The sequence below is a fragment of the Paraburkholderia sp. WC7.3g genome (assembly GCF_050436345.1).
GTDB classification, from domain to species: Bacteria; Pseudomonadota; Gammaproteobacteria; order Burkholderiales; family Burkholderiaceae; genus Paraburkholderia; species Paraburkholderia podalyriae.
On the sequence record NZ_JBNDMA010000002.1, the window covers coordinates 1,055,745 to 1,078,149 of the forward strand.

Sequence of the window (22,405 nt, forward strand, 5' to 3'; positions counted from 1 at the left end):
GCATTTGCATGTCAGCCCTCGAATCTTTTGGTAGGCCGTACGGGATTCGAACCTGTGACCAACGGATTAAAAGTCCGCTGCTCTACCAGCTGAGCTAACGACCCAAAAGAGAAGCAAAATTATATCGGCGCACCCATGCCCTGTCAACTCAGCAAGACCATCAGCCCAAAATGAAAAGCCCGGGCATCACTACCCGGGCTTTCCAGCGAGAGGCGCGCGTGGCTATCACTTCGGGCACTGCGCGCTACTGCCAACTACATCAAAACGTGATCAATCCAACACCACGATCTACTTGATCTGCGACAGCTTGCTCTGCGCCGACTGCGCGACGTCCGAGCCGGCGTATTGCGCGACGATCTGCTCGAGCGTCTTTTTCGCCGCGGCCTTCTGACCTTGTTCGAGCTGATTGTTCGCGATCGCGAGCAGCGCTTCCGGTGCACGCGGATGCTGCGGATAGTTCTTCACGACACTTTGCCAGATCGCCGTCGAACCCTTGTAGTCGCGCATTGCATACAGCGCATTGCCGAGCCAGTATTGCGCGGTTGGCTGATAAGGGCTGGTCGGATATTTGGAGATGAAGCTACGGAACGACGTCGCCGCGTTCTTGAAATCGCCGCTGCGGAATTGCTGTGAAGCCGCGTTGAACGCCTCGGTTTCACCCGGCTGCACCTCGCCCTGGACGCCGTCCACCGTCTGTTGCTGCGGCTCGAATTTCTTCAGGCGCGTGTCGAGATCGGTGTAGTAGTCCTTCTGCTGCTTTTGCAGCGTCGTGAGCTGGTTCGCCATGTCCTCGTTCTGCCCACGCAGCGTCGCGACCTGCTGGTTCAGCTGGTCGAGACGGTTGGACTGATCGAGGATCGTGCGTTGCGCCGCCGACAGCTGGCTCGACAGACTATCGGTCTTCGAGCGCAGATCGAGAATGGCCTGGCGGGCCTGATCGTCGTCGAACATGCCCGCATGGGCGGGCACGGCCGCGAGCGCCGTGCCCGCGACGCAGGCCGCTGCGGCCAACCGCAGCCAGGAGAAACGATGCGTCATTCGGCTTACCACCCGTTGGCTTACTGTTGATACACGAGGTCAGCGCGGCGGTTCTGTGCCCACGACGCTTCGTCATGACCCGTTGCCAGCGGCTTTTCCTTGCCGAGGCTCACGGCTTCCATTTGCGAGTCCGCCACGCCCATCAGAGACAGCGAACGACGCACGGCTTCAGCACGCTTCTGGCCGAGTGCGAGGTTGTATTCGCTGGTGCCGCGCTCATCGGTGTTGCCCTGGATCAGCACGTGACGCTGCGGGTGGCTCTTCAGATACTGCGCGTGTTGTTGCAGCAGCGGTTGATAATCGTCCTTGACCGAGTAGGCGTCGAAGTCGAAGTATATGCTGCGCTTGGCAAGCGGGCTGTTCGGATCGTTCAGCGGGTCGACGTTGACAGTCGCGACGTCGTTCGGGTTCGGTTGAGCCGAGCCTGCGCCCTTGTTGGCGTTTTCGTCGAGCTTGACGCCCGAGTGACATGCGGCCAATGCGCCGACCATCACGACGGCGAATGCGAAACGAAGTTTGGACATCATTTGAATACTCTCCTTGTGTTATTGCATCAACGTTATTGCATAAACGGGCCCCAGGACGGCTCGCGTACGCTGCCGCCCTGAACGGACAGGACCTGCCGAGTGCGACCATCGGTCGATACTGCGGCCAACACGCCACGGCCGTTCACCTGAGTGGCGTAAAGAATGTACTGACCGTTCGCCGCGAAGCTCGGCGATTCGTCATGTGTCGTGTCCGTCAGGCCCGTGGCGGTTCCGCCTTGCAGGTCCTGGATGTACAGCTTGAATGCACCGCCGACGCGCGAGATGTAGGCAAGCTCCTTGCCGTCAGGACTCACACGTGGGCTGGTGTTGTAGCTGCCCGTAAACGTGACGCGTTGCGCGCTGCCCGCGCTTTCACCTTGCGCCGGCATCTTGTAGATCTGCGGTGCGCCGCCGCGGTCGCTCGTGAAATAGATCGACTGACCGTCAGGAGAGTAGGTCGGCTCGGTGTCGATCGAGCTGCCCTGCGTGAGGCGACGCAGACCGCTGCCGTCCGCGTTGACCGCGAAAATCTGCGTATTGCCGGTGCGCGACAGCGCTACCGCGAGCGTGCGGCCATCCGGTGACCACGCCGGCGCACTGTTGTTGCCCTTCTGGTCCGATACGACGATGCGCCGGCCCGTGGGCAGGTCGTGGATATAGACGATCGGCTTCTTCTTCTCGAACGACACGTAAGCGACCTTGGTGCCGTCCGGCGACCAGGCCGGCGAGATGATCGGCTCGGGGCTCGACAGCGCGATGTGCGCGTCCTGACCGTCCGAATCCGAGATCTGCAGCTGATAGCGGTTGCCCGACTTGATCACATACGACAGGCGCGTCGCGAACACGCCGCGATTGCCCATCAGTTTTGCGTAAATGTAGTCCGCGACCTTGTGCGCGCTCATGCGCAGACCGCTTTCCGGGCTCACCAGCACGAGGCCGCCGAGGCTTTCGCCCTTGACCGTGTCGTACAACTTGAAGCGCACTTCGTACTGGCCGTTCGGCAGACGGTTCACGCTGCCAGCGACGAACGCGTTGGCGCCCTTCGCCTTCCATGCGCCGAGATCGACGGAATCGGTCTCGGAGACCGGCGTCGAGCCCGCGTCGATATTCGTGAATTTGCCGCTGCGTTGCAGATCCTGACGCACGATCGTGCTGACCTGCTGCGGAGAGTTCGCTTCATTGGCGAAATTCGCCGTTGCGATGGGAAACTGTGTGGATCCGACGCCCGTCACGAGGACGTTGAGTTGTGCGTTGGCGGCGCCGCCGACGGCGATCAGGCACGTTGCCACGAGTGTTCGCAGGCCTAGCTTGGTCATCAAACTCATGCTGTATGGGTTCCTCAAAACGGTTTTACTTAAAACTCGAGACAGCAGACAGACCGGAAAACGCCTATTTCGTTCCCACCTGACCCCGCGCCGGGTGGGGCGCGGCGTTGGCTGTCGGTCGGCTGTCAGACTGCACATCAACTTGCCGGGCGCAGCGTGACAAGGAAGTAGTCGGGCGTCTTGCCATTGACGTCCCGAGGCATCGGATCGGAGGCTTTCACCGCCCGCAACGCGGCGGCGTCCCACGCGGCGTTGCCGCTGCCATGGGTAATGTTTGCGCTCAGCTGATTGCCGTCCGGCGAACAGCGCACGGCGATCACGGTCTCGAGACCTTCCGTTTCGCCGCCCCAGTTCACATGCTGAAGCACCAGCCGGCGCACCTTGTCGGCGTAACCGGGCGATGCCGCCGTGCCCCCCGAGCCACTTCCCGTTCCGTTCTTCCCGAGTCCGTTGCTGCTGGAGCTGCTGCCGCCCACGCCGCCAGCCAGACCCTGCATCTGCGCAAGCCGCGTGCGACGTTCGTTGTCGAGCTGCTTCTTCGCCTGCGCCGTCGCATCGGCTTGCGCCTTGGTCTTCGCCGCTTTCTCGGCGTCAGCCTTCTTCTGCGCTTCTGCCTGAGCCTGCTTTTGCTGCTGCTCCTGCTGTTCTTTCAGTTGCTGCTGCTTCTGCTGCTCGGCGAGCTGCTGTTGCTTGAGCTTCTCGGCCTGCTGCTGTTGCTGCTGCTGCTGTTGCGCCTGCTGCTGCTTGAGCTTCGCGGCCTTCTGCGCCGCGAGCTGGGCCGCCTCATCTGCCGCCAGCTGTTGCTGTCGCTTCGCTTCCGCTTCCTGCTGCTCTTTCAGTTTCAGCTGGCGCTGCTGCTCGGCCAGTTGCGCGGCGCGAGCCGCTTCCTGCTGCTGGCGCTTCTTTTCCTGCAGCGCGATGTCGGCCTGCTCGTCGCGCACGGGCGGAGCAGGGGCGACCGGCGCGGGCGGCGGCGTGACGACGGGATGCGGGATCGCCGAATCCGGTACCTCGGTCCACAGTTCCGCTTGCTCGCCTTCGGGCGTGCTGTTTTGCCACTGGATGCCCTGATACAGGAAGAATCCGAGCAGCGCATGCATCACCAGCGCGAACAGAAAAGCTCGCCCGGTGCCGCGTTCACGCGGCGGCTGAAGCGGGTATTCGGAATTCTTGCGGATCATTGCGATTTGACGAGCAATCCGACGCGCTTGACGCCCCGAGCCTTCAACTCGGACATCACGTTCATCACGACTTCGTACTTCACGGTTTTGTCGGCGGCGATCACGACGGGCTGATCGGGGTGCGATTGTGCCCGATCGGCGATGAAACCGTTGAGGCCAGCCTTCGTCATGTCTTCCTGCTGCTGCGTGCCGGAGTCGTCCTTGTACTTGACGCTCATGTTGCCGTCCGCGCGGATGTTGACGATCACGGGCGGCGTCTGCTGCTGCGGCGCGGCGCCGCCGACGGTCGGCAGATTGACGATCGACGGCGCGACGAGCGGCGCCGTGACCATGAAGATCACGAGCAGCACGAGCATCACGTCGATATACGGCACGACGTTGATGTCGGCCATTGCGCGACGCGAGCGCGAGCCGCGCATGCTGGAGGAACTGGAGCCTGCCATCGTGGCCTCCTCAGTGTGCCTGGCGCTGCAGGATGTTCGAGAACTCTTCAATGAAGGTTTCGAAACGGATCGCCAGACGGTCGATGTCGTGCGCGTAGCGGTTATACGCGACCACGGCCGGAATGGCGGCGAACAGGCCGATCGCGGTGGCGGTCAGCGCCTCGGCGATGCCCGGCGCGACGTTCGCGAGCGTAGCCTGCTGCACGTTGGCGAGGCCGCGAAAGGCATTCATGATCCCCCAGACCGTGCCGAACAGACCGATATACGGGCTGACCGAACCGACCGACGCGAGGAACGCGAGGTTCGCTTCGAGCACGTCCATTTCACGCTGGAACGCCGCGCGCATCGCGCGCCGGGCGCCGTCGAGAATCGCGCCGGAATCGTTCAGGCGTTTCTCTTTGCCTTTCAGGAATTCGCGCATGCCGGATTCGAAAATCCGCTCCAGCGCGCCGATCGTGTAGCGGTTGTTCGCGGCGCTCTGATACAGCGCCTGAAGGTCGCCGCCCGACCAGAAATCACGCTCGAAACGTTCAGTTTGCGCGCGCGCCCGGCGAATCGCAAACCACTTGCGGAAGATGAAAGTCCAGGAGAGTAGCGACAGCAACAGCAGCAGAGCCATGACGGCCTGGGCCAGCAGGCTCGCGTTGAGGACGAGTGAAACGATCGACAGATCTTGTGTAGTGTTCATAAAGGTTCGTTTTAACGTCCCGGGAAGGGCGCGTCCGGCTGCAAGGCCGCTTCAAGCTTGCCGTGGGCAAAACGGAAGCTTCGGCGATATCGAAGCCGAACCATGCTTGGTGTTACCTGACCGGTATGTATTCACTGGCCCCGTAACAACGAGGCTCAGACATCGTTCGTTGACATGCCGCCGCTGTTCAGTCCGCGCTCTCGCTGACGTCCGGCCCGCGCCGCAGCGCGGCGAGGATCGAAGGTGGGATCCCGGCCGGCCGCAGCGTCGCGCGGTCCACACAACCAACCCGGACCGAGCCGGTGGCAAGCAACGTGTCTTCGCGCCACGCTTCCTGGACGAAGTCTACCGAAGCTCGGCCAAGACGTTCGATCCGGCTGACAATTTTCACGATGTCGTCGAGCCGGGCCGGCGCCCGGTAATCGACTGCGGTACTGCGCACGATGAAAATCGCATCGCTTTGTGCCGCGAGCCGATGCTGGTCGACGCCGCACGCGCGCAGCCATTCGGTGCGCGCCCGTTCGAAAAATCTCAGGTAGTTGGCGAAAAACACGATGCCGCCGGCGTCGGTATCTTCGTAGTACACGCGGATGGGCCACGTGTAGCCGATTTCCGCGCCGGGCTGGCTGGTCGACATATTCATGCGGCGCATTCTACCGGAACGCACACCCCGGGGTCTGTTTCGAAGTGTGAGTTGCGTGCGGGGGCGTCGGCGGCGATAGTCGGCGGCGCGAGCAATCGTAGCGGCCGCCGCCGCCCGCCGTCACACTCAGCCGCGATGCACGGACAGACCGCCGAACGACTGCGCGACCGGCATCAGCTCGATCGTGTTGATGTTGACGTGGGCCGGGCGCGTGGCGATCCAGTAGATCGAATCGGCGATGTCTTCGGCCGTCAGCGGCTGCACGTTTTCGTAGACCTTGGCGGCTTTGTCGTCGTCGCCGCGATAGCGTACGTTCGAGAATTCCGTGCCGCCGCACAGACCCGGCTCGATGTCGGTCACGCGCAGCGCAGTGCCGGCGAGATCGGCGCGCAGGTTCAGGCTGAACTGGCGCACGAACGCCTTGGTCGCACCGTACACGTTGCCGCCCGCGTACGGCCAGCGGCCCGCCACCGAGCCCAGATTGAAGACATGCCCGCGATTGCGCTCGACCATGCCGGGCAGCAGCGCATGCGTGACCTGCACGAGGCCCGTGCAATTGGTCTCGATCATCGTGTTCCATTCGTCGAGGCTCGCCTTTTGCGCCGGCTCGGTGCCGAGCGCGAGGCCGGCGTTATTGACGAGCACGTCGATCGCGGCGAAGTCGGCCGGCAGCGAGCCGGGCACGGCTGCGACGGCGGCGCGATCGCGCACGTCGAGCTCGTACGGCAGCAGCGCGTCGCCGAACTCGTCGGCGAGTGCCTGCAGGCGGTCCTTGCGGCGAGCGGTGGCGACGACACGATGGCCGCCCTTGACGAACGAGCGGGCGATGGCGGCGCCGAAACCGGCCGACGCTCCTGTGACAAACACGATCATTGCAGTTCCCTGGTCGGTGACAGACAAAGGCCCCAAGCCTACTTCCAATGCCGCGCTGCGGCAAGGCTGCACGAGCCGGATCGGCGGCTGCCGCGGCGACGCGCAACGGGTGCGCGGCGCGGCGCGCGCGCTTTCGTCGGACGGTTGCGCAGCGGGGCCGCCGGTATGTCCGGAGGCCCCGCCAGCGGCGGCTGGAGCAGCCGCAAGTCGGTTGCCTATTCGGGCCTCTTCCAATACACTAACGCGCTCGACCCTGCGTGACTGGCGATAGAACCGAGTCGTCCGACTCAGCCGATTCAACCAATCGGGTTCAAGGTGGAACAACCCACCGTGAAGCGCGGGGTGCCGTTTTGCCGTTCGCCTGGGCAGCCGTGAACCGCGCGCATTAATCTGCGCTGACGGTGGCTGGCCTGCCTCGCGTATGCGGCGACTCTCCACTCGCCACGTCAGGGCAAGCCTCGCCGCCCACAGCGCTGCGTACCCCGCTGTGTACCCTCTACGCAGGATTCGGCGCACGATCCGGTCAACCTGAAAACACTCAACGGAACCCGTATGTTTGACAGAGCCCAAAGCACCATCGCCAACTTCGATCCTGAACTCTGGAAGGTCATCGAGCAGGAAAACCGCCGTCAGGAAGAGCACATCGAACTGATCGCGTCGGAAAACTATACGAGCCCGGCCGTGATGGCCGCGCAAGGCTCGCAACTCACGAACAAATACGCCGAAGGGTATCCGGGCAAGCGCTACTACGGCGGCTGCGAATACGTCGACGTCGCCGAGCAACTGGCGATCGACCGCGTTAAGCAGCTGTTCGGCGCCGAAGCCGCGAACGTGCAGCCGAACTCGGGCTCGCAGGCGAACCAGGGCGTGTTCTTCGCGATGCTCAAGCCGGGCGACACGATCATGGGCATGAGCCTCGCGCACGGCGGTCACCTCACGCACGGCTCGCCGGTCAACATGTCGGGCAAGTGGTTCAACGTGGTCAGCTACGGCCTGAACGAAGCCGAAGACATCGACTACGACGCCGCCGAGAAGCTTGCGCACGAACACAAGCCGAAACTGATCGTGGCGGGCGCGTCGGCGTTCGCACTGCGCATCGATTTCGAACGCATGTCGAAGATCGCGAAGTCGGTTGGCGCTTACCTGATGGTCGACATGGCGCACTACGCCGGTCTCATCGCCGCGGGCGTGTATCCGAATCCGGTGCCGCACGCCGACTTCGTCACCACCACCACGCACAAGAGCCTGCGCGGCCCGCGCGGCGGCGTGATCCTGATGAAGGCCGAGTTTGAGAAGCAGATCAACTCGGCGATCTTCCCGGGCATCCAGGGCGGTCCGCTGATGCACGTGATCGCGGGCAAGGCCGTCGCGTTCAAGGAAGCACTGTCGCCGGAATTCAAGGCATATCAGCAGCAGGTCGTCGAGAACGCGCGCGTGCTCGCTGAAACGCTGGTCAAGCGTGGGCTGCGCATCGTGTCGGGCCGCACGGAAAGCCACGTGATGCTGGTCGACCTGCGCGCGAAGAAAATCACCGGCAAGGCTGCGGAAGCGGCGCTCGGCGCGGCGCATATCACGGTCAACAAGAACGCGATCCCGAACGATCCGGAAAAGCCGTTCGTCACCAGCGGCATCCGCCTGGGGTCGCCGGCGATGACCACGCGCGGCTTCGGTGTAAAGGAAGCCGAACAGGTCGGCAACCTGATCGCGGACGTGCTGGACAACCCGGAGGACGCTGCGACGATCGAGCGCGTGCGCGCGCAAGTCGCCGAGCTGACCCAGCGCTTCCCGGTTTACGGCTAAGCCGTCATGCATTGCCCCTTCTGTCGCCACGCCGATACGCAGGTCGTCGACTCGCGCGTATCCGAAGACGGCGCGACGATTCGCCGGCGCCGCCGCTGCCCGGCCTGCGACAAACGTTTCACGACGTATGAGCGGGTCGAGCTGGCGTTGCCGTCGGTCGTCAAGAAGGATGGGACCCGCACGGAATTCGATCGCCGCAAGATCGTCGCGAGCATGCAACTGGCGCTGCGCAAGCGTCCGGTGGCGGTGGACGCGATCGAGGCGGCGGTCGCCCGCATCGAGTATCAGCTGCTCGGCAGCGGCGAGCGCGAGGTGCGCAGCGAGCGCCTCGGCGAACTTGTGATGAACGAGTTGCGTGCGCTCGACACGATCGCCTATGTTCGCTTCGCTTCCGTATACCGGCGCTTCGAAGACGTCTCCGAATTCGAGGACGTGATCGAGGAATTCCGCCGCGCCTCTTCCCCGCCCAAGCCTTCCCGCAAGCGCTGAGCGCACGCGTGCCGCACCTGAGCCGCGGTCGTTCGCACGCATCGCCTCGCGCATTTCGCGCTTCTTTTCACGCATTGCTTCTCCCGTCTCCGTGATCGATCGTCACGTGCATTGTTGCGCGCGCTAGCGTCTGAATGCCACCTGGCCATTCGGACGATGGTCGCATCGCTCGCAAATCGCTAGATTGACTGCATCTGTTCGAAACGCTCAGGGATGCAGATGAAATGCAAGGGGATTCGCCGGCCGTCACGCGCCGGCTTCACGCTCATCGAAACGCTGGCGGTGATAGCGCTCGTGATGCTGACCACCGTGATGGCGATGCCGTCGTTCGCCGCATGGCATATGCGCGATCAGGTCGACGCGCGCTCGAAGGCGCTTCTATCCACGTTCGCCTACGCGCGCAGCGAGGCGCTGCGGCGCGGCACGCGCATCACGGTGTGTCGCGTCGATGCGGCGCGACTCTGTCTGCCGTCGGGCCAACCCTGCGCCGACGGCATCGGCGACTGGGCCTGCGGCTGGGCCGTATTCGCCGAGCACGGCGGCAAGCCGTCGTTATTGCGCGCGCAGCCGGCGCTTGCGGCAGTGAGCATCACCGGCGTGCAGACGGACATGACGTTCACACCGCCGGCTGGGCAACTGATCGGCTCGTTTCGAAGTTTCGATATAGCGCCGCGAAGTCCATCGAAATCGATGCAGGGAAATCCATGGCGGCGCTGCATCAGCGTCGCGGCAGGTGGTCGCGCGCGGATCTCGGAGGGCGCGTGTGGAGCGACGTCATGAGACGGCCCGCACTCGACATCGGTTCGCATGGGCGCGCATCGGCATGCGGCGGCAGCTCGCTGATCGAGGTGATGCTGGCGGTCGTGTTGGTCGCGGTGAGCGCGCTGGGTCTGGTCGCGGCTCAGGTATGGACCGCGCGCGAGGCGCGCGCAATGACGCTGCGCGAGAGCGCCGCGTGGATAGCCGACTCGATTGCCGAAGCGACGAGCACGCCGTCTTCGGGCGATGCCGCGCTCAATCAATGGAGAGTGCGGGCGAGCGCTCTGCTACCGCACGGCGAGGCATCGATCGGCGCCAGCGGCGAGGTCGCGACGGCGCGGGTGACGTGGGCGTCCGTGCGGGACCGGCCCACTGCGGGCGACATGATTGCCCAACCAGCGCAGCCTTGCGGCGACGTCGATGCACCAGTCGGGTCGTCGTGCGTCGCGTTGGCGTTCGCGAAATGAAGCCGCCGCATTGCGCACGCGGTCATACATTGGTCGAATTCCTGATCGCGATGACCCTTGGACTGATCGTGAGCGCGGGCGCCGTGTCCCTCTACACGGCGCAGCGCAACGCGTTCGTGCAGGCAAGCAACACGAGCCGGATTCGCGAAACCGGGTTGACCGCGCTGATGCTGATCGGCCAGCAATTGCAGATGGCAGGCTTCGTCCCTGCCGATGTCGTTGGCTATAACGCGGCGCCCGCGCTGTTCGGCTGCTCGGGCGGTCGCCCGATCGGCGCCGACGACAGCCTCGCCTGCTCCACGTTGAGTAACGGTTCGGATGGCGTCGCGATCCGTTACGTCGCAGACGTCGTATCGACCTGGGCATCGTCGAGCGGGCAGGTCACCGACTGCGTCGGGCAGGCCGTTAAGAGCAGCGTTGCGGTCCTTGGCGACCAGGGCGCGCCGGTGGTCAATCGCTACTTCGCCAACGTCAGCGGCTCGACCGGCGAGCCGGAGCTTTACTGCGTAGGCAGCGGCAATGCCGGATCCGCGCAGCCGCTGGTCGAAGGCGTAGAACGCGTGCGGTTGCGCTACTGGCTGGACGGTGCCGCGGATACGGTGGATGCATCGGCCGTGTCGGCGGATCAATGGACGAACGTCGTCGCGGTCGATGTCTGCGTGCTGGTGCGCGGCGCGCCGCAAGGGCAGCGGTCGAAGTACGTCGATTGCGACGGCGTGAGTACGCTCGGCACCGACCTGCGGCCCCGGCAGGTGTTTTCGCGCAGGGTTGCGCTGCGCAATCGCGTGGCGGGGTCGTCATGATGGACCGTGACGCAGCAACGCGATGCCGCCGCGCATACGATCTATGCGGCGGGGCAGACAGAGAACCGAAATACTTAGGCAAGCGGAATTGTCGGAGCGGTGCCCGACGGGCGGATCAACGCGGTATCGTCCTCGCGATCGTGCTGTTGATCTCGGCCATGATGCTCGCCACGTCCGCGATCTGGTTCGAAACATCGCTCGCCGCGGCTCGCGCGGCGACCAATGTGCGCGACTATCTGCAGGCTTTCCACGCGGCGGATTCGGCGCTGACCTTGTGCGTGCGCAACATGCTATCGACAAGTGGCAACGCGCCCAATATGCCGCTCGCATCCGGCGAGCCGGCTCAATGGAGACTTGAAGCCGCGTTCGACGCGAGCGCCATCACGCCTGTCGCGCGATGGCCGGGATCATCACGCGGGCCGCAATGCCTGATCGAGCCCTGGCGTCTTGCGAGTCGACCCAACGCCACCGCTTATCTGCTGAGCGCGCGCGGCTTCGGGCAGAGCAGCGAGTCGCAGGTCTGGTTGCAGATGGAGTTGGTGATCGAGGATGGCGCGATCGAACGTCATTGGCGGCGCGTTGCCGCAAGACCATTCTGAGGAACGAACCGACTGGATACGCATGAAAAGGCCGAACACATCCGCATTCACGCTGCTCGAACTCGTGATCGCGCTCGCGATCGGCGCCACGCTCGCCGCGTTTGCGATCCCTTCGTATCGCAGCCACATCGCACGCACACATCGCATCGATGCGGCGTCGGCGTTATATCGGGCCGCGCAATTCGTCGAGGGCGCGGCGAGCGATGGGGTGTTGGCCTTGCCACCGGGCTTCGATCAGGCGCCGCAGTTCGGCACGCCGGTGTATCGCGTGCGCATGCTGCCCGCGGACGACACGAACGGCGGCTATTCGATCGAAGCGGCGCCCGCGGAAGCGGGCCCGATGCGCGACGACCCGTGCGGCACGTTCACGCTAGATGCGACAGGTCAGCGAGGCAATAGAAACGAAGTGGGCGGCTCGACACCGACAAGCAGCGAATGCTGGAATACGGGTTAGCGGTCGTCGAAACCCGGCGTGCGGCCTTGCGGAAGGAGGGCCCAGCGATCATGCCCAGACCCGCGGCGACGACGTCAATAGCCCTTCACATCGACTCGGTCTGAGCCGCCGCCGACTGTACCGTAGCGGAAGCCGCCGCGGCCGCCGAAGCCGCCGCCGACTCGTTCTTCATCTGTTGCCAGATCCGGAACGCTTCCCACGCGCCGAGCGCAAGGCCCCCCCACTTGAGCGCGGGCTTCGCGCTCGCGAAGACGGTCGCGCGCAGCGGTTTGGCGAGCAACAGCGAAGCGATCGAGCTGATGAGCGGATACTGCTTGAGCAATGCGCCGATGGTGCCCGCGTTGAGCACGCTCGCCTTAGGCCCTCTGCCCACGCGTACGCCGCCGAAGCCCGGGATCACGAACCTGAGCCAACTGAAATGCGTGACGGCCTGGCGAAGTTCGAAGGTGGCCTGCGCGAGTTCGACGCGCTCGACGTCCGCGCGCACCAGCAGCAATTCCTTGCGCAGCGCCCGCAGATGCGGCGCGCTTAGATCCTTCGACGGATGGCGCTTGTTACGAAAGGCGGTATCGGGACGGGACTGGCTCATGGCGTGTCGGCGGCAGTGGAGTTGAGGCGATGGATCGGATGCAGACAAACTTACGCATCAGTCGCGGCTGCGGAACGCGTCGCGATCCTTTTCGAACTCGGCGATGGTCGCTTCGAATACCATCGGCGCGTTGCGCAGACCACTGCGCGCCTTCAGCGCGCAGACCAGGCCGGCAATCGCGTAGACCGCGGTGATGCCAGCGAGCGCCTGCCATCGGTAGGTGTCCCAGAAGGCAATGGCGATCAGTGCGGTCAACGCGATCAAGGCCATCGTGGCGAGCATCATCGCGGCAAGGCCGAGAAACAGCACGCCGAGCAGGCGGTCTTTTTCCTCGGCGAGTTCGATGCCCACCAGTTCGAGGCGTGTCTGCAGGATGGCAAAAACGGAACTGAGAATACGGCGCAACGGGCTGCGTTCCGCGCGCTGCGAGTGTGTTTCGGTCGTCATGGCTGTGGGCGTTGCGCGTGAGGGCCTGGCTAGCGCGCACGCGCGCCAGCGGAAGGGGACCGGCGAGGCTTGCGCCGGTCCGCCCGTGTCGCCGGTGCGCCGGACATGCCTGCTCCGGCGGCCTACCGGCCTTTACTTGCGATTGATCAGCAGACCGACCACCACGCCGATGCCGGCGGCGATGCCGATCGACGCCCACGGATGTTCGTGCACGTAATCGTCGGTGGCGCGGGCGGCCTTCTTGCCCTTTTCGACGACCACGACCTGAACGTCGGCTGCTTTTTCTTTCGCCTGCTTCAGGCGCGTCAGCGCGGTTTCGCGCAGTTCCGACGCGCGTTCGCCGGTAGCGCTCGCGGCCTGTTTCAGCAGGTCTTCAGCGTCCGCGAGGACGGTTTTGATATCCGACATCAATCTCTCCTTGTTGACTTCCGACATTGACAGCTCCCTTTGTCTCACGCTGCGCGTAAATCGTAACCAAAGAAACGGTCGCTGGCGAGCGTAGTGCCGGGTTACATGCCGCCGCTGCACAATCCGTTCCCGGCAGCGCGTGGCGTCGAGCCACCCGTTTTAGGGCACTCTGCTCCAGACCGGTATCGAATTGAGTTGATCTGTCCCGCAAAGTTTCCGTCAAACGCGAGAAAATTACAAAAACGCATAAAGTACTGACGCGATGTTGGTTCGCCATATACCACCGCAGCCTTATGCTTTATCGTGACGGGCCGCCGCGGGCACACGCCCGCGACCTTATCCGGATACCTTCCGAATACCTACAGGAGATGCACTATGAGTCTACGTCTTGGCGGCATTGCGCCGGATTTCGAACAGGAGTCGAGCATTGGCCGCATCCGGTTTCACGAGTGGCTCGGCCATAGCTGGGGCGTGCTGTTCTCGCATCCCGCCGACTTCACGCCGGTGTGCACGACTGAACTGGGCCTGACCGCGAAGCTCGCCGGCGAGTTCGAAAAGCGCAACGTGAAGACGATCGCGTTGTCGGTCGACAGCGCGGAGTCGCACAAGGAGTGGATCAAGGACATCAACGAGACGCAGGCCGCCAACGTCGGTTTTCCGATTCTCGCGGACGGCGATCGCAGGGTGTCCGCGCTGTACGACATGATTCATCCGAACGCGAACGAAACGTTCACCGTGCGCTCGCTCTTCGTCATCGATCCGAACCGGAAGGTGCGCCTGATCATCACGTATCCGGCGAGCACCGGCCGCAACTTCGACGAAGTGCTGCGCGTGATCGATTCGCTGCAACTGACCGACAGTCACTCGGTCGCGACGCCGGGCAACTGGAGGCAGGGCGATGACGTCGTCATCGTGCCGTCGCTGAAGGACGAGGAAGTCATCAAGCAGAAATTCCCGAAGGGCTACAAGGCGCTGCGTCCGTATCTGCGCCTGACGCCACAGCCGAATCGGTAGGCGGCGCGGCATAAACCAACAAGCCGGTCCCAAGGGACCGGCTTGTTGGCATTACCGATACATCAGCATCGGAATCAGAAGAACGCCTGAATACCCGTCTGCGCCCGCCCGAGGATCAACGCGTGAACGTCGTGGGTGCCTTCGTAGGTGTTGACGACCTCGAGGTTCACCAGATGACGCGCGACGCCGAACTCGTCCGAAATGCCGTTGCCGCCGAGCATGTCGCGCGCGAGGCGGGCGATGTCCAGCGCCTTGCCGCACGAATTGCGCTTCATGATCGAGGTGATTTCGGCAGCGGCCGTGCCTTCGTCCTTCATGCGGCCGAGGCGCAATACGCCTTGCAGCCCGAGCGTGATTTCGGTCTGCATGTCGGCGAGCTTCTTCTGGATCAGCTGGTTCGCGGCGAGCGGCCGGCCGAACTGCTTGCGATCGAGCACGTACTGACGCGCGGTGTGCCAGCACGCTTCAGCCGCGCCGAGCGCGCCCCAGGCGATGCCGTAGCGCGCCGAGTTCAGACACGTGAACGGCCCGCGCAGACCGCTCACGCCCGGCATGATGTTCTGTTCCGGCACGAACACTTCGTCGAGCACGATTTCGCCGGTGATCGACGCGCGCAGACCCACCTTGCCGTGGATCGCTGGCGCCGACAGACCCTTCCAGCCCTTCTCCAGAATGAAGCCGCGGATGTTGTCCTTGCCGTCTTCCTCGAGCTTCGCCCACACGACGAATACGTCGGCGATCGGCGAATTCGTAATCCACATCTTCGAGCCCGACAGCGAATAGCCGCCGTCGACCTTCTTCGCGCGCGTGACCATGCCGCCCGGATCGGAGCCGTGGTTCGGCTCGGTCAGACCGAAGCAGCCGATCCACTCGCCGCGCGCGAGCTTCGGCAGATATTTTTCCTTCTGCGCGTCGGAGCCGAATTCGTAGATCGGCACCATCACCAATGACGACTGCACCGACATCATCGAGCGATAGCCGGAGTCGACGCGTTCCACTTCACGCGCGATCAGCCCGTACGCGACATAGTTCAGACCGGGGCCGCCGTATTGTTCGGGAATCGTCGGACCAAGCAGGCCGAGCTCGCCCATTTCGCGAAAGATCCCGATATCGGTCTTTTCGTGGCGAAACGCCTCCAGCACGCGCGGCAGCAGCTTGTCCTGCGAGTAAGCCGCAGCGGCGTCGCGCACCATGCGTTCGTCTTCGGTGAGCTGCTGATCCAGCAGCAACGGGTCTTCCCAGTGAAACTGCGCGGCTACGGCCATCACGTATCTCCTGATCTCTCGCCCGGAACAAGCTTGACTTGAGTTCCGCGTTGCGAAACAATGTTTTGCAAAACGACGCCCGAGTGTATCACCCTATGACGCTGCCATCCACTTTCTCCGCTCCGCTCGACGAACGCAAATTCGTCGTTGCCCTTGCTCGCGGGCTGGACCTGTTGCGCGCGTTCCGGCCGGGCGAGACGATGCTCGGCAATCGCGATTTCGTCGAACGCACGGGTTTGCCGAAGGCAACCGTAAACCGTCTCGCCTACACGCTGACGGTGCTCGGCTATCTGCGGCTCGACGAAACACACGGCAAATATGCGCTCGACGCCGGCGTGCTGTCGCTCGGCTTCGCGCTGCTGTCGGGCACCGACACGCTCGAACTGGCGCGCCCGCACTTGCGCAGCTTCGCGCGCGAGGTCGGCGCGGCGGTCTCGCTCGGTTGCCGCGACGGGCTCGACATGGTGTATCTGGAGACGATCCGCAGCGACACCGCGCTGACGCTCGGCCTCGCATCCGGCTCGAAACTGTCGATGCTGACCAGTTCGATGGGCCGCGCCTATCTCGCCGTGCAGCCGCTCGACGCCCGTACCGCACTACTCGCGGATCTGAAAAAAGCGGCCGGCAAGGCGGGGGCGATGCTCGTCGCCGAAGCCGAAAAGGAGATCGCCGCGTTCGCGACCGCGCGCTGCTGCTACTCGTTTCGCGCGTGGCATGACGACGTGAACGCAGTCGCGGTGCCGTTTCGCGAGCCGCGCGAACAGCGCTGGCTCGTGCTCAGCTGCAGCGGGCCGGCGTCGTCGATGGGGAAGGAGGTGTTTCGCGAGAATGTCGCGCCGCGCCTGAAGGCGCTCGCGGCGCGATTGGGGGAGCCGGGCTGAGGTCAGGCCCGGGCAACCCGGCTAACCGGGCCTGCAACGTGTCACGCCGCCCGGTCGTGGTAATGCGCGTTGAACAACGGTCCCTGCACGAATCGCACGTCGTACTGCTGGAGCGCGGAGAACTGTGCCTCATCCGTCACGTGACTGAAAATCAGCGGCACCCGCAGCCGGCCCGCGTAGCCGACGAGCGGCTTCACGGTCGCGTCGCGCAAGGCGACCACCGCATCCATCTTGAGGAAGTCGAGCCGCGCGGTTTCCGATACCGACAGAATCTGCCCCGCGTTCGACAGATTGCCCGCCACCTTGAATCCGTAGTGCTGATAGCTGCGCGTCAGATAGCCGAGAAATGTCTTGTGCGCGACCGCCGCCGCCGGCAGCTCGATCACGATGCGCGCCGGGCTTAGATTGAACGACGTCAGCACGCTCGAAAAATGCTGGCCATGGTCGTATTTCACACTCTTCAGCAGCCTCTCATGCACCCGCAAGAACAGCAGCCCATGCCGCTGCGCGCCGAAGAAGTTGATCGCGTGCAGTGCGCGCGACATGCGATCTAGCGCCACCAGCTGCTGATCGTCGGCGATCTTGTCGAACGGATCGAACACGTCGAACGGCGGCGCGTCGAGCCGGTGCGTGACCGCCTGAAAGCCGAGTTCGTCGCCGAACCGGTCGACTCCTTCCGCGCCGCATGACAGCGACTGCGCGAGCGCGTGCACGCTGATGTCGAAGATCGGTTCGTAGGCGCTCGTGAGCTCGATGCCGTCGAAGTGCCCGAGCGCGATGCCGGCGTGCGCGCCTTGTCCCAGTGCGAGATGCTCGCCGAGAAACGGGTGATCACCGGCACGGGCGATCAGATTGGGGATGGTCGGCGAAATCATGAAGGCGAATGAAAGGCGACGATGAGCGCGCACCGGGCGCGTGGCAACGCGACTCAATGGCCGCTTTCGTTGATGGTAGCAGTAGGCGCCGTGCGCAGATTAACAAAATCTTCATAACGTTATTGGCCGCACGCTTATCGGCCGGGGCTGAGCGCGGAATGACGAGCTTGGCGCGTGCAATTCCAAGGGTATACGTTAGTTTCACTATTCGTAATTCGTTTTACTATTCGTAAAATGCCAGCCTGGGCGCAAAGATCACGTATCAACGGGAAAGAACAGAGCAACTCGCGGAGAACCTTGTATGGAAATCTCAACACGTACGCCGGCTGACGAACACCTGCGGCCCGACATCGAACCCGGCTATCAGTCGGGTTTCGCGAACGAATTCGCGACCGAGGCGTTGCCGGGCGCGTTGCCGACTGGCCGCAATTCGCCGCAGCGCGTGGCCTATGGTTTGTATGCCGAACAGATTTCGGGCACCGCATTCACGGCGCCACGCGGTCATAACCGTCGCTCGTGGCTATATCGGATACGCCCGGCGGCCATGCACAAGCCGTTCACGTCGATGCCGTCGGAGCGGCTCGTCGCGAACTTTGCCGAGGTGCCGCCGACGCCCCCGAACCAGCTGCGCTGGGACCCACTGCCGATGCCGGGCGCGCCGACCGATTTCATCGATGGCTGGGTCACGATGGCGGGCAACGGCTCGGCTGAAGCGATGAGCGGTTGCGCGATCCATCTGTACGCGGCGAATCGCTCGATGCAGGAGCGCTTTTTCTACAGCGCCGATGGTGAACTGCTGATCGTGCCGCAACAAGGTCGCCTGCAGATCGCGACCGAAATGGGGCGCGTCGATATCGAGCCGTTCGAGATCGCGGTGATTCCGCGCGGCGTGCGCTTCGCGGTGAGCCTGCCGGATGGCAGCGCGCGCGGCTATATCTGCGAGAATTTCGGCGCGCTGCTGCGCCTTCCCGAACTGGGGCCGATCGGCTCCAACGGTCTCGCGAATCCGCGCGATTTCCTGACGCCGCACGCCGCGTACGAAGACCGCGAGGGCGCGTTCGAACTCGTCGCGAAGATGAACGGCAATCTGTGGCGCGCGGACATCGGTCATTCGCCGCTCGACGTGGTCGCGTGGCATGGTAACTACGCGCCGTACAAGTACGACCTGCGCCGCTTCAACACGATCGGCTCGATCAGCTTCGACCATCCGGATCCGTCGATCTTCCTCGTGCTGCAATCGCAAAGCGACACGCCGGGCGTCGACACAGTTGACTTCGTGATCTTCCCGCCGCGCTGGCTCGCCGCCGAAGACACGTTCCGCCCACCCTGGTTCCATCGCAACGTCGCGAGCGAGTTCATGGGTCTCGTGCATGGCGTCTACGACGCGAAGGCCGAGGGTTTCGTGCCCGGCGGCGCGAGCCTGCACAACTGCATGACAGGCCACGGCCCGGACGCGGACACGTTCGAGAAAGCGTCGCATGTCGATACCTCGGTGCCGAAGAAGGTCGACGACACGATGGCCTTCATGTTCGAGACCCGCACGCTGATCAAGCCGACGCGCTTCGCGCTCGAAACCGCGCAATTGCAGGCGCATTACTACGAGTGCTGGCAAGGCCTCAAGAAACACTTCAATCCGGAGCAACGATGAACGCGGTGAATGATCTTCCGTCGACGTTCGATGCGTCGCGCAAGAGCTGGATCGAGTCGGCCAACGACCCGCTTGGCGATTTCCCGATCCAGAACCTGCCGTTCGGCATTTTTAGCGACCGTGACAACGACACGCGGCGCGTGGGTGTCGCGATCGGCGATCAGATCGTCGATCTCGCCGCGTTGCAGGCCGCGGGCCTGCTGAGCGTGCCGGCGCCGAACGTGTTCGCGCGCGATGCGTTAAACGATTTCATCGCGCTGGGCCGCGACGTATGGCGCAGCGTGCGTATCCAGCTGAGCCGACTGCTCGCGCGCGACACCGCGACGCTGCGCGACGATGCCGTGCTGCGCGCCACGGTGCTCGTGCGCGCGGCCGATGCGCGTCTGCATCTGCCGGTGCAGATTCCGGGCTACACGGACTTCTATTCGTCAAAGGAACATGCGACCAATGTCGGCTCGATGTTCCGCGATCCGAAGAACGCGCTGCTGCCGAACTGGTCGGAGATGCCGATCGGCTACAACGGACGGGCCTCGTCGGTGGTGGTCAGCGGCACGCCGGTTCGTCGTCCAAATGGTCAACTGAAACTGCCGGATCAGGAGCGCCCGGTGTTCGGCGCGTGCCGCAAGCTCGATATCGAGCTGGAGACTGGTTTCATCATCGGCGCCGGCAATGCGCTGGGCGAGCCGATCGCATGCGAGGATGCGGAGGCGCACATCTTCGGCATGGTGCTGTTGAACGACTGGAGCGCGCGCGACATCCAGCAATGGGAATACGTGCCGCTCGGCCCGTTCAACGCGAAGACCTTCGCGACGACGATCTCGCCGTGGGTCGTCACGCTCGATGCGCTCGAACCGTTCCGCATCGCTCAGCCGGTGCAGGAGCCGCAGCCGCTCGCGTATCTGCGGCATCGAGGCGAGCATGCGTTCGACATTCACCTCGAAGCGACATTGCGTGCGCTCCACGCGCGGCAAGCGAGCACGATCGCGCGGACCAACTTCAAACACATGTACTGGACGATGGCGCAGCAACTCGCGCATCACACGGTGGCCGGCTGTAATACCCGGGTGGGCGACCTGATGGGCTCGGGGACGATCAGCGGGCCGACCGAGGATTCGTACGGCAGCCTGCTCGAGCTGACATGGAACGGCAAGAAGCCGCTGGAGTTGAAGGAGGGCGGCACGCGCACGTTTATCGAGGACGGCGATGAATGGTCGCTCGTCGGCTGGTGTCAGGGCGATGGATACCGCGTGGGGTTTGGCGCGTGTACCGGGGAGATTCTGCCGGCGCTAGCGTGAGCGCGCGGCAGTTGCGACGACCGAGTGCGCACCGTGTCGCGATGACCCTGCTCGCCGTCCGCTTCATCCACCCAGCAACCCGAACACCGCTACCCCATTCGTCGTGCCGACATACACCTTGCCATTTGCGATCATCGGCGTAATGAACTTGTTGCCCGCGCCGAACTGATCGCGCGTGCCCATCTGATTGCTGTTGTACAGCTCGTTGAGCGTGACCGGGTCGAACGCATGCAGCGCCGCGATGGTGCCGTTTTCGGCGGCCCACACGATGCCGTTCGTGGCGCCACTCGCCGAGATGCTGGGTGTGGTGCCGGGATAAGCGAACGTCATCGCGCTTTGCGCCGTCGGTGTGATCGACAGCTTCGCGTTGGTCACGGTGAACGCCTTCAGATGATCGCCGACCGAGCCGAAATACACGCGCCCGTTGAAGTAAGCGGGCATGCCGAACTCGCCGCCGGCCAACTGCGCGGGAATCTCCTGATAGATGTTGTCGGCCGTCGCATTGAACTTGCCCATCGAGTCGCGATTCAGCACGTAGATGGTGCTGTCCTTGCCCGCGCCGAGCGTCAGATGCTGTACGGCGCCGCTCGCATCGGTCAGGTCCGGCAGCACGAGTGCGCCGCCGGAGCCGAGGTCGATGTCGTCGTTGGCCTCGTGCACGACGTTCGTCATCGCGAAGTAGTCCGCGACCGACAGACCACCCGACGTGCCCAGCTTCAGGAACGTATTGCCGAAGTCGTTGCTGGCCGGAAAGCCGTTCGAGGTCATCGTGGTGTCGAAGGTGCCGTTGGCATCGAGCAGATAGATCGATGAGCCGTCCGACGCCGGTCCCGCGCCGCTCATCCAGATCGCGCCGCCGATGCCGTTGGGCGTCACGTTGAGCACGGTGGTCTGCTTCAACGTGTCGGCGGCGTAGCCCATGATCCAGCCCGTGTAGCCGCCGTCGTCGCAGTGCGAGGTCCACGTCGTATAGACGGTGTTGCCGAGCAACAGCAGCCCCGCGCGCTCCGCATACAACGACGGTGTGAACGGCAGGACCCCGTTCGTATTGCCCGCGCCTTGGCCCCGATAAGAGGCGGCGATTTCGGTGGGACCGTTCAGCAACTCGGCGCCGGTCGCGAGGTCGAGCGCGTGAATGCGATGATGGTAGCCGCCGGCCGCGTCCTTCGACATCGCGACGACGTAGATCGTGCCGTGCGTGCCGCGCGAACGGTCGATCACCGGTGTCGACGTGATGCCGATGACGTTCATGATCTGCGTGCAGCCGAGGTCGTCGCTCGGGGTTTCGCCGGTGCCGAGCGTGCTGACCTGCCACAGTGTCGCGCCGGTGTCGGCGTCGAATGCGAACAGACTGTCGTTCTCGGTCGCGACGTACAGCACGTTGTGCGTGCCGCCCGCGATCGCCAGTGCGCCGACGAATAGCGGCTGTGCGTCGACCTTGCCGTCGACGGTGAAGAAGCCGACCTTGCCGAACTTCGAGGCCGTCACGTTGGCGGGCGTCAGCGTGGTTTCGCCGAGGTTCTGGCCGGTGCGCGCGATGTCGTCGTGATAAGTGAGCACGTCCTGCACGGCTGCCGTCGATGTGCCGCTCGTCGGCGTGCCCGAGCCGCTGCCGGTGCTGCCGGCGGTGGCGCCGCCGCTGGTGGTGCTGCCGCCGCTCGCCGCGCTCGGACTCGATGCGCCCGATGCGCCGCTACCGCCGGCGCCGACACTGGTGCCCGTCGGGGTACTGCTGTTTCCGCCTCCGCCGCCTCCACAGTTCGCGGCGACGATCGCGGCTACCGTGATCGCCGCGCCCAACAGGCTGACACGGAGCAACAGTGGCATCGACACCATGGCGGACTCCCCGTTGCTTGCGGCGGCGCCACAAAAATATGGGCCGTTTGTCGAGTGC

25 protein-coding genes, 1 tRNA gene and 1 riboswitch are annotated in these 22,405 nt (G+C 64.0%); of the genes, 11 read left to right on the forward strand and 15 right to left on the reverse strand.

The features are described 5' to 3' along the window. Nucleotides 1-28: 28 nt before the first annotated feature. The 9 genes from OKW43_RS16380 to ydfG all read right to left on the reverse strand — a co-directional run bounded on the left by OKW43_RS16380 (nt 29) and on the right by ydfG (nt 6,718). Nucleotides 29-104, reverse strand: a tRNA-Lys gene (locus OKW43_RS16380). Nucleotides 105-288: 184 nt separating this feature from the next. Further along, a complete protein-coding gene (ybgF, locus tag OKW43_RS16385) occupies nt 289-1,038 on the reverse strand; it encodes a tol-pal system protein YbgF (RefSeq protein ID WP_187633842.1) in 750 nt (249 codons plus the stop codon). Between the two features lie 20 nt (nt 1,039-1,058). Next, on the reverse strand, nt 1,059-1,565 hold the full coding sequence (gene pal / locus OKW43_RS16390; RefSeq protein ID WP_187633841.1) for a peptidoglycan-associated lipoprotein Pal: 507 nt from the start codon (nt 1,563-1,565) through the stop codon (nt 1,059-1,061). A gap of 32 nt (nt 1,566-1,597) precedes the next feature. Continuing rightward, entirely contained in the window at nt 1,598-2,890 is a 1,293-nt protein-coding gene (gene tolB, locus OKW43_RS16395; protein ID WP_187633840.1) for a Tol-Pal system beta propeller repeat protein TolB, read from the reverse strand. A 137-nt stretch (nt 2,891-3,027) separates the two neighbouring features. Continuing rightward, the gene (gene tolA / locus OKW43_RS16400; RefSeq protein ID WP_429448465.1) at nt 3,028-4,071 is read right to left on the reverse strand and encodes a cell envelope integrity protein TolA; all 1,044 of its coding nucleotides are present in this window, start codon (nt 4,069-4,071) and stop codon (nt 3,028-3,030) included. Continuing rightward, on the reverse strand, nt 4,068-4,514 hold the full coding sequence (tolR, locus tag OKW43_RS16405) for a protein TolR (RefSeq protein WP_187633838.1): 447 nt from the start codon (nt 4,512-4,514) through the stop codon (nt 4,068-4,070). Before tolR ends, tolA begins: the two co-directional genes overlap by 4 nt. 10 nt (nt 4,515-4,524) lie before the next feature. Then, nucleotides 4,525-5,202: a protein TolQ gene (tolQ, locus tag OKW43_RS16410; RefSeq protein ID WP_187633837.1), complete on the reverse strand. Its 678-nt coding sequence runs from the start codon at nt 5,200-5,202 to the stop codon at nt 4,525-4,527. Nucleotides 5,203-5,389: 187 nt separating this feature from the next. After that, nucleotides 5,390-5,854, reverse strand: a complete 465-nt coding sequence (gene ybgC / locus OKW43_RS16415) for a tol-pal system-associated acyl-CoA thioesterase (protein WP_187633836.1) — start codon at nt 5,852-5,854, stop codon at nt 5,390-5,392. A gap of 117 nt (nt 5,855-5,971) precedes the next feature. Then, entirely contained in the window at nt 5,972-6,718 is a 747-nt protein-coding gene (gene ydfG / locus OKW43_RS16420; protein WP_187633835.1) for a bifunctional NADP-dependent 3-hydroxy acid dehydrogenase/3-hydroxypropionate dehydrogenase YdfG, read from the reverse strand. A gap of 247 nt (nt 6,719-6,965) precedes the next feature. Beyond that, a riboswitch (ZMP/ZTP riboswitch) is annotated at nt 6,966-7,092 on the forward strand. Between the two features lie 178 nt (nt 7,093-7,270). On the opposite strand from ydfG, the gene glyA reads away from it, so the two are divergent. The 7 genes from glyA (at nt 7,271) to OKW43_RS16455 (ending at nt 12,089) form a co-directional block, all read left to right on the forward strand. Continuing rightward, nucleotides 7,271-8,518, forward strand: a complete 1,248-nt coding sequence (gene glyA, locus OKW43_RS16425) for a serine hydroxymethyltransferase (RefSeq protein ID WP_429448469.1) — start codon at nt 7,271-7,273, stop codon at nt 8,516-8,518. A gap of 6 nt (nt 8,519-8,524) precedes the next feature. After that, the gene (gene nrdR, locus OKW43_RS16430) at nt 8,525-9,007 is read left to right on the forward strand and encodes a transcriptional regulator NrdR (RefSeq protein ID WP_008919734.1); all 483 of its coding nucleotides are present in this window, start codon (nt 8,525-8,527) and stop codon (nt 9,005-9,007) included. Between the two features lie 213 nt (nt 9,008-9,220). Continuing rightward, nucleotides 9,221-9,787, forward strand: a complete 567-nt coding sequence (locus OKW43_RS16435; protein ID WP_429448471.1) for a GspH/FimT family pseudopilin — start codon at nt 9,221-9,223, stop codon at nt 9,785-9,787. Next, complete coding sequence (locus OKW43_RS16440; protein WP_187633832.1) at nt 9,784-10,233, forward strand: hypothetical protein; 450 nt, start codon at nt 9,784-9,786, stop codon at nt 10,231-10,233. Before OKW43_RS16435 ends, OKW43_RS16440 begins: the two co-directional genes overlap by 4 nt. Further along, nucleotides 10,230-11,036, forward strand: a complete 807-nt coding sequence (locus OKW43_RS16445; RefSeq protein ID WP_429448473.1) for a PilW family protein — start codon at nt 10,230-10,232, stop codon at nt 11,034-11,036. The genes OKW43_RS16440 and OKW43_RS16445 overlap by 4 nt, the downstream gene beginning before the upstream one ends. Nucleotides 11,037-11,194: 158 nt before the next feature. Continuing rightward, a complete protein-coding gene (locus tag OKW43_RS16450) occupies nt 11,195-11,635 on the forward strand; it encodes a pilus assembly PilX family protein (protein ID WP_429448475.1) in 441 nt (146 codons plus the stop codon). Between the two features lie 22 nt (nt 11,636-11,657). Further along, entirely contained in the window at nt 11,658-12,089 is a 432-nt protein-coding gene (locus OKW43_RS16455; protein WP_187633830.1) for a type IV pilin protein, read from the forward strand. A gap of 85 nt (nt 12,090-12,174) precedes the next feature. Here the strand turns inward: OKW43_RS16455 and OKW43_RS16460 are convergent, their stop codons facing one another. The 3 genes from OKW43_RS16460 to OKW43_RS16470 form a co-directional block, all read right to left on the reverse strand. Next, nucleotides 12,175-12,678: a DUF3318 domain-containing protein gene (locus OKW43_RS16460; RefSeq protein ID WP_429448477.1), complete on the reverse strand. Its 504-nt coding sequence runs from the start codon at nt 12,676-12,678 to the stop codon at nt 12,175-12,177. A 57-nt stretch (nt 12,679-12,735) separates the two neighbouring features. Further along, nucleotides 12,736-13,125: a phage holin family protein gene (locus OKW43_RS16465; RefSeq protein ID WP_187633828.1), complete on the reverse strand. Its 390-nt coding sequence runs from the start codon at nt 13,123-13,125 to the stop codon at nt 12,736-12,738. Nucleotides 13,126-13,257: 132 nt separating this feature from the next. Continuing rightward, on the reverse strand, nt 13,258-13,560 hold the full coding sequence (locus tag OKW43_RS16470; protein WP_026225611.1) for a DUF883 family protein: 303 nt from the start codon (nt 13,558-13,560) through the stop codon (nt 13,258-13,260). A 348-nt stretch (nt 13,561-13,908) separates the two neighbouring features. Here OKW43_RS16470 and OKW43_RS16475 point away from each other — a divergent pair, with 348 nt between their 5' ends. Next, nucleotides 13,909-14,547 (forward strand): peroxiredoxin, encoded by a 639-nt coding sequence (locus tag OKW43_RS16475; protein WP_429448480.1) that lies wholly within the window; start codon nt 13,909-13,911, stop codon nt 14,545-14,547. A 74-nt stretch (nt 14,548-14,621) separates the two neighbouring features. Here OKW43_RS16475 and OKW43_RS16480 read toward each other — a convergent pair whose 3' ends face one another. Next, nucleotides 14,622-15,812, reverse strand: coding sequence for an acyl-CoA dehydrogenase (locus OKW43_RS16480; RefSeq protein WP_187633825.1), 1,191 nt, complete (start codon nt 15,810-15,812; stop codon nt 14,622-14,624). 95 nt (nt 15,813-15,907) lie between these two features. Between OKW43_RS16480 and OKW43_RS16485 the strand changes: the two genes are divergently transcribed. Next, nucleotides 15,908-16,693 carry an IclR family transcriptional regulator gene (locus OKW43_RS16485; protein WP_187633824.1) on the forward strand — a complete coding sequence of 262 codons (786 nt, stop codon included), beginning with the start codon at nt 15,908-15,910 and terminating at the stop codon, nt 16,691-16,693. 41 nt (nt 16,694-16,734) lie between these two features. Here OKW43_RS16485 and OKW43_RS16490 read toward each other — a convergent pair whose 3' ends face one another. Beyond that, a complete protein-coding gene (locus OKW43_RS16490) occupies nt 16,735-17,568 on the reverse strand; it encodes an EAL domain-containing protein (protein WP_429448483.1) in 834 nt (277 codons plus the stop codon). Nucleotides 17,569-17,869: 301 nt separating this feature from the next. Between OKW43_RS16490 and hmgA the strand changes: the two genes are divergently transcribed. Both hmgA and fahA read left to right on the forward strand, forming a co-directional pair. Beyond that, the gene (gene hmgA, locus OKW43_RS16495) at nt 17,870-19,216 is read left to right on the forward strand and encodes a homogentisate 1,2-dioxygenase (RefSeq protein WP_429448485.1); all 1,347 of its coding nucleotides are present in this window, start codon (nt 17,870-17,872) and stop codon (nt 19,214-19,216) included. Then, the gene (gene fahA / locus OKW43_RS16500) at nt 19,213-20,511 is read left to right on the forward strand and encodes a fumarylacetoacetase (protein WP_429448487.1); all 1,299 of its coding nucleotides are present in this window, start codon (nt 19,213-19,215) and stop codon (nt 20,509-20,511) included. Before hmgA ends, fahA begins: the two co-directional genes overlap by 4 nt. Nucleotides 20,512-20,574: 63 nt before the next feature. Here fahA and OKW43_RS16505 read toward each other — a convergent pair whose 3' ends face one another. Continuing rightward, nucleotides 20,575-22,347: a PQQ-binding-like beta-propeller repeat protein gene (locus OKW43_RS16505; protein WP_429448489.1), complete on the reverse strand. Its 1,773-nt coding sequence runs from the start codon at nt 22,345-22,347 to the stop codon at nt 20,575-20,577. Between the last annotated feature and the right edge of the window lie 58 nt (nt 22,348-22,405).

Bases quoted from the DNA above. Each gene is read 5' to 3' on its own strand.
- pal (WP_187633841.1), bottom strand. From the start codon at position 1,565: ATGATGTCCAAACTTCGTTTCGCATTCGCCGTCGTGATGGTCGGCGCA.
- OKW43_RS16480 (WP_187633825.1), bottom strand. From the start codon at position 15,812: ATGGCCGTAGCCGCGCAGTTTCACTGGGAAGACCCGTTGCTGCTGGAT.
- OKW43_RS16450 (WP_429448475.1), top strand. From the start codon at position 11,195: ATGATGCTCGCCACGTCCGCGATCTGGTTCGAAACATCGCTCGCCGCG.
- hmgA (WP_429448485.1), top strand. From the start codon at position 17,870: ATGGAAATCTCAACACGTACGCCGGCTGACGAACACCTGCGGCCCGAC.
- tolQ (WP_187633837.1), bottom strand. From the start codon at position 5,202: ATGAACACTACACAAGATCTGTCGATCGTTTCACTCGTCCTCAACGCG.
- OKW43_RS16435 (WP_429448471.1), top strand. From the start codon at position 9,221: ATGCAGATGAAATGCAAGGGGATTCGCCGGCCGTCACGCGCCGGCTTC.
- OKW43_RS16465 (WP_187633828.1), bottom strand. From the start codon at position 13,125: ATGACGACCGAAACACACTCGCAGCGCGCGGAACGCAGCCCGTTGCGC.
- OKW43_RS16440 (WP_187633832.1), top strand. From the start codon at position 9,784: ATGAGACGGCCCGCACTCGACATCGGTTCGCATGGGCGCGCATCGGCA.
- OKW43_RS16445 (WP_429448473.1), top strand. From the start codon at position 10,230: ATGAAGCCGCCGCATTGCGCACGCGGTCATACATTGGTCGAATTCCTG.
- glyA (WP_429448469.1), top strand. From the start codon at position 7,271: ATGTTTGACAGAGCCCAAAGCACCATCGCCAACTTCGATCCTGAACTC.
- OKW43_RS16470 (WP_026225611.1), bottom strand. From the start codon at position 13,560: ATGTCGGAAGTCAACAAGGAGAGATTGATGTCGGATATCAAAACCGTC.
- OKW43_RS16475 (WP_429448480.1), top strand. From the start codon at position 13,909: ATGAGTCTACGTCTTGGCGGCATTGCGCCGGATTTCGAACAGGAGTCG.
- ybgC (WP_187633836.1), bottom strand. From the start codon at position 5,854: ATGCGCCGCATGAATATGTCGACCAGCCAGCCCGGCGCGGAAATCGGC.
- nrdR (WP_008919734.1), top strand. From the start codon at position 8,525: ATGCATTGCCCCTTCTGTCGCCACGCCGATACGCAGGTCGTCGACTCG.
- ydfG (WP_187633835.1), bottom strand. From the start codon at position 6,718: ATGATCGTGTTTGTCACAGGAGCGTCGGCCGGTTTCGGCGCCGCCATC.
- fahA (WP_429448487.1), top strand. From the start codon at position 19,213: ATGAACGCGGTGAATGATCTTCCGTCGACGTTCGATGCGTCGCGCAAG.
- tolA (WP_429448465.1), bottom strand. From the start codon at position 4,071: ATGATCCGCAAGAATTCCGAATACCCGCTTCAGCCGCCGCGTGAACGC.
- OKW43_RS16485 (WP_187633824.1), top strand. From the start codon at position 15,908: ATGACGCTGCCATCCACTTTCTCCGCTCCGCTCGACGAACGCAAATTC.
- tolR (WP_187633838.1), bottom strand. From the start codon at position 4,514: ATGGCAGGCTCCAGTTCCTCCAGCATGCGCGGCTCGCGCTCGCGTCGC.
- OKW43_RS16505 (WP_429448489.1), bottom strand. From the start codon at position 22,347: ATGGTGTCGATGCCACTGTTGCTCCGTGTCAGCCTGTTGGGCGCGGCG.
- OKW43_RS16490 (WP_429448483.1), bottom strand. From the start codon at position 17,568: ATGATTTCGCCGACCATCCCCAATCTGATCGCCCGTGCCGGTGATCAC.
- ybgF (WP_187633842.1), bottom strand. From the start codon at position 1,038: ATGACGCATCGTTTCTCCTGGCTGCGGTTGGCCGCAGCGGCCTGCGTC.
- OKW43_RS16460 (WP_429448477.1), bottom strand. From the start codon at position 12,678: ATGAGCCAGTCCCGTCCCGATACCGCCTTTCGTAACAAGCGCCATCCG.
- tolB (WP_187633840.1), bottom strand. From the start codon at position 2,890: ATGAGTTTGATGACCAAGCTAGGCCTGCGAACACTCGTGGCAACGTGC.
- OKW43_RS16455 (WP_187633830.1), top strand. From the start codon at position 11,658: ATGAAAAGGCCGAACACATCCGCATTCACGCTGCTCGAACTCGTGATC.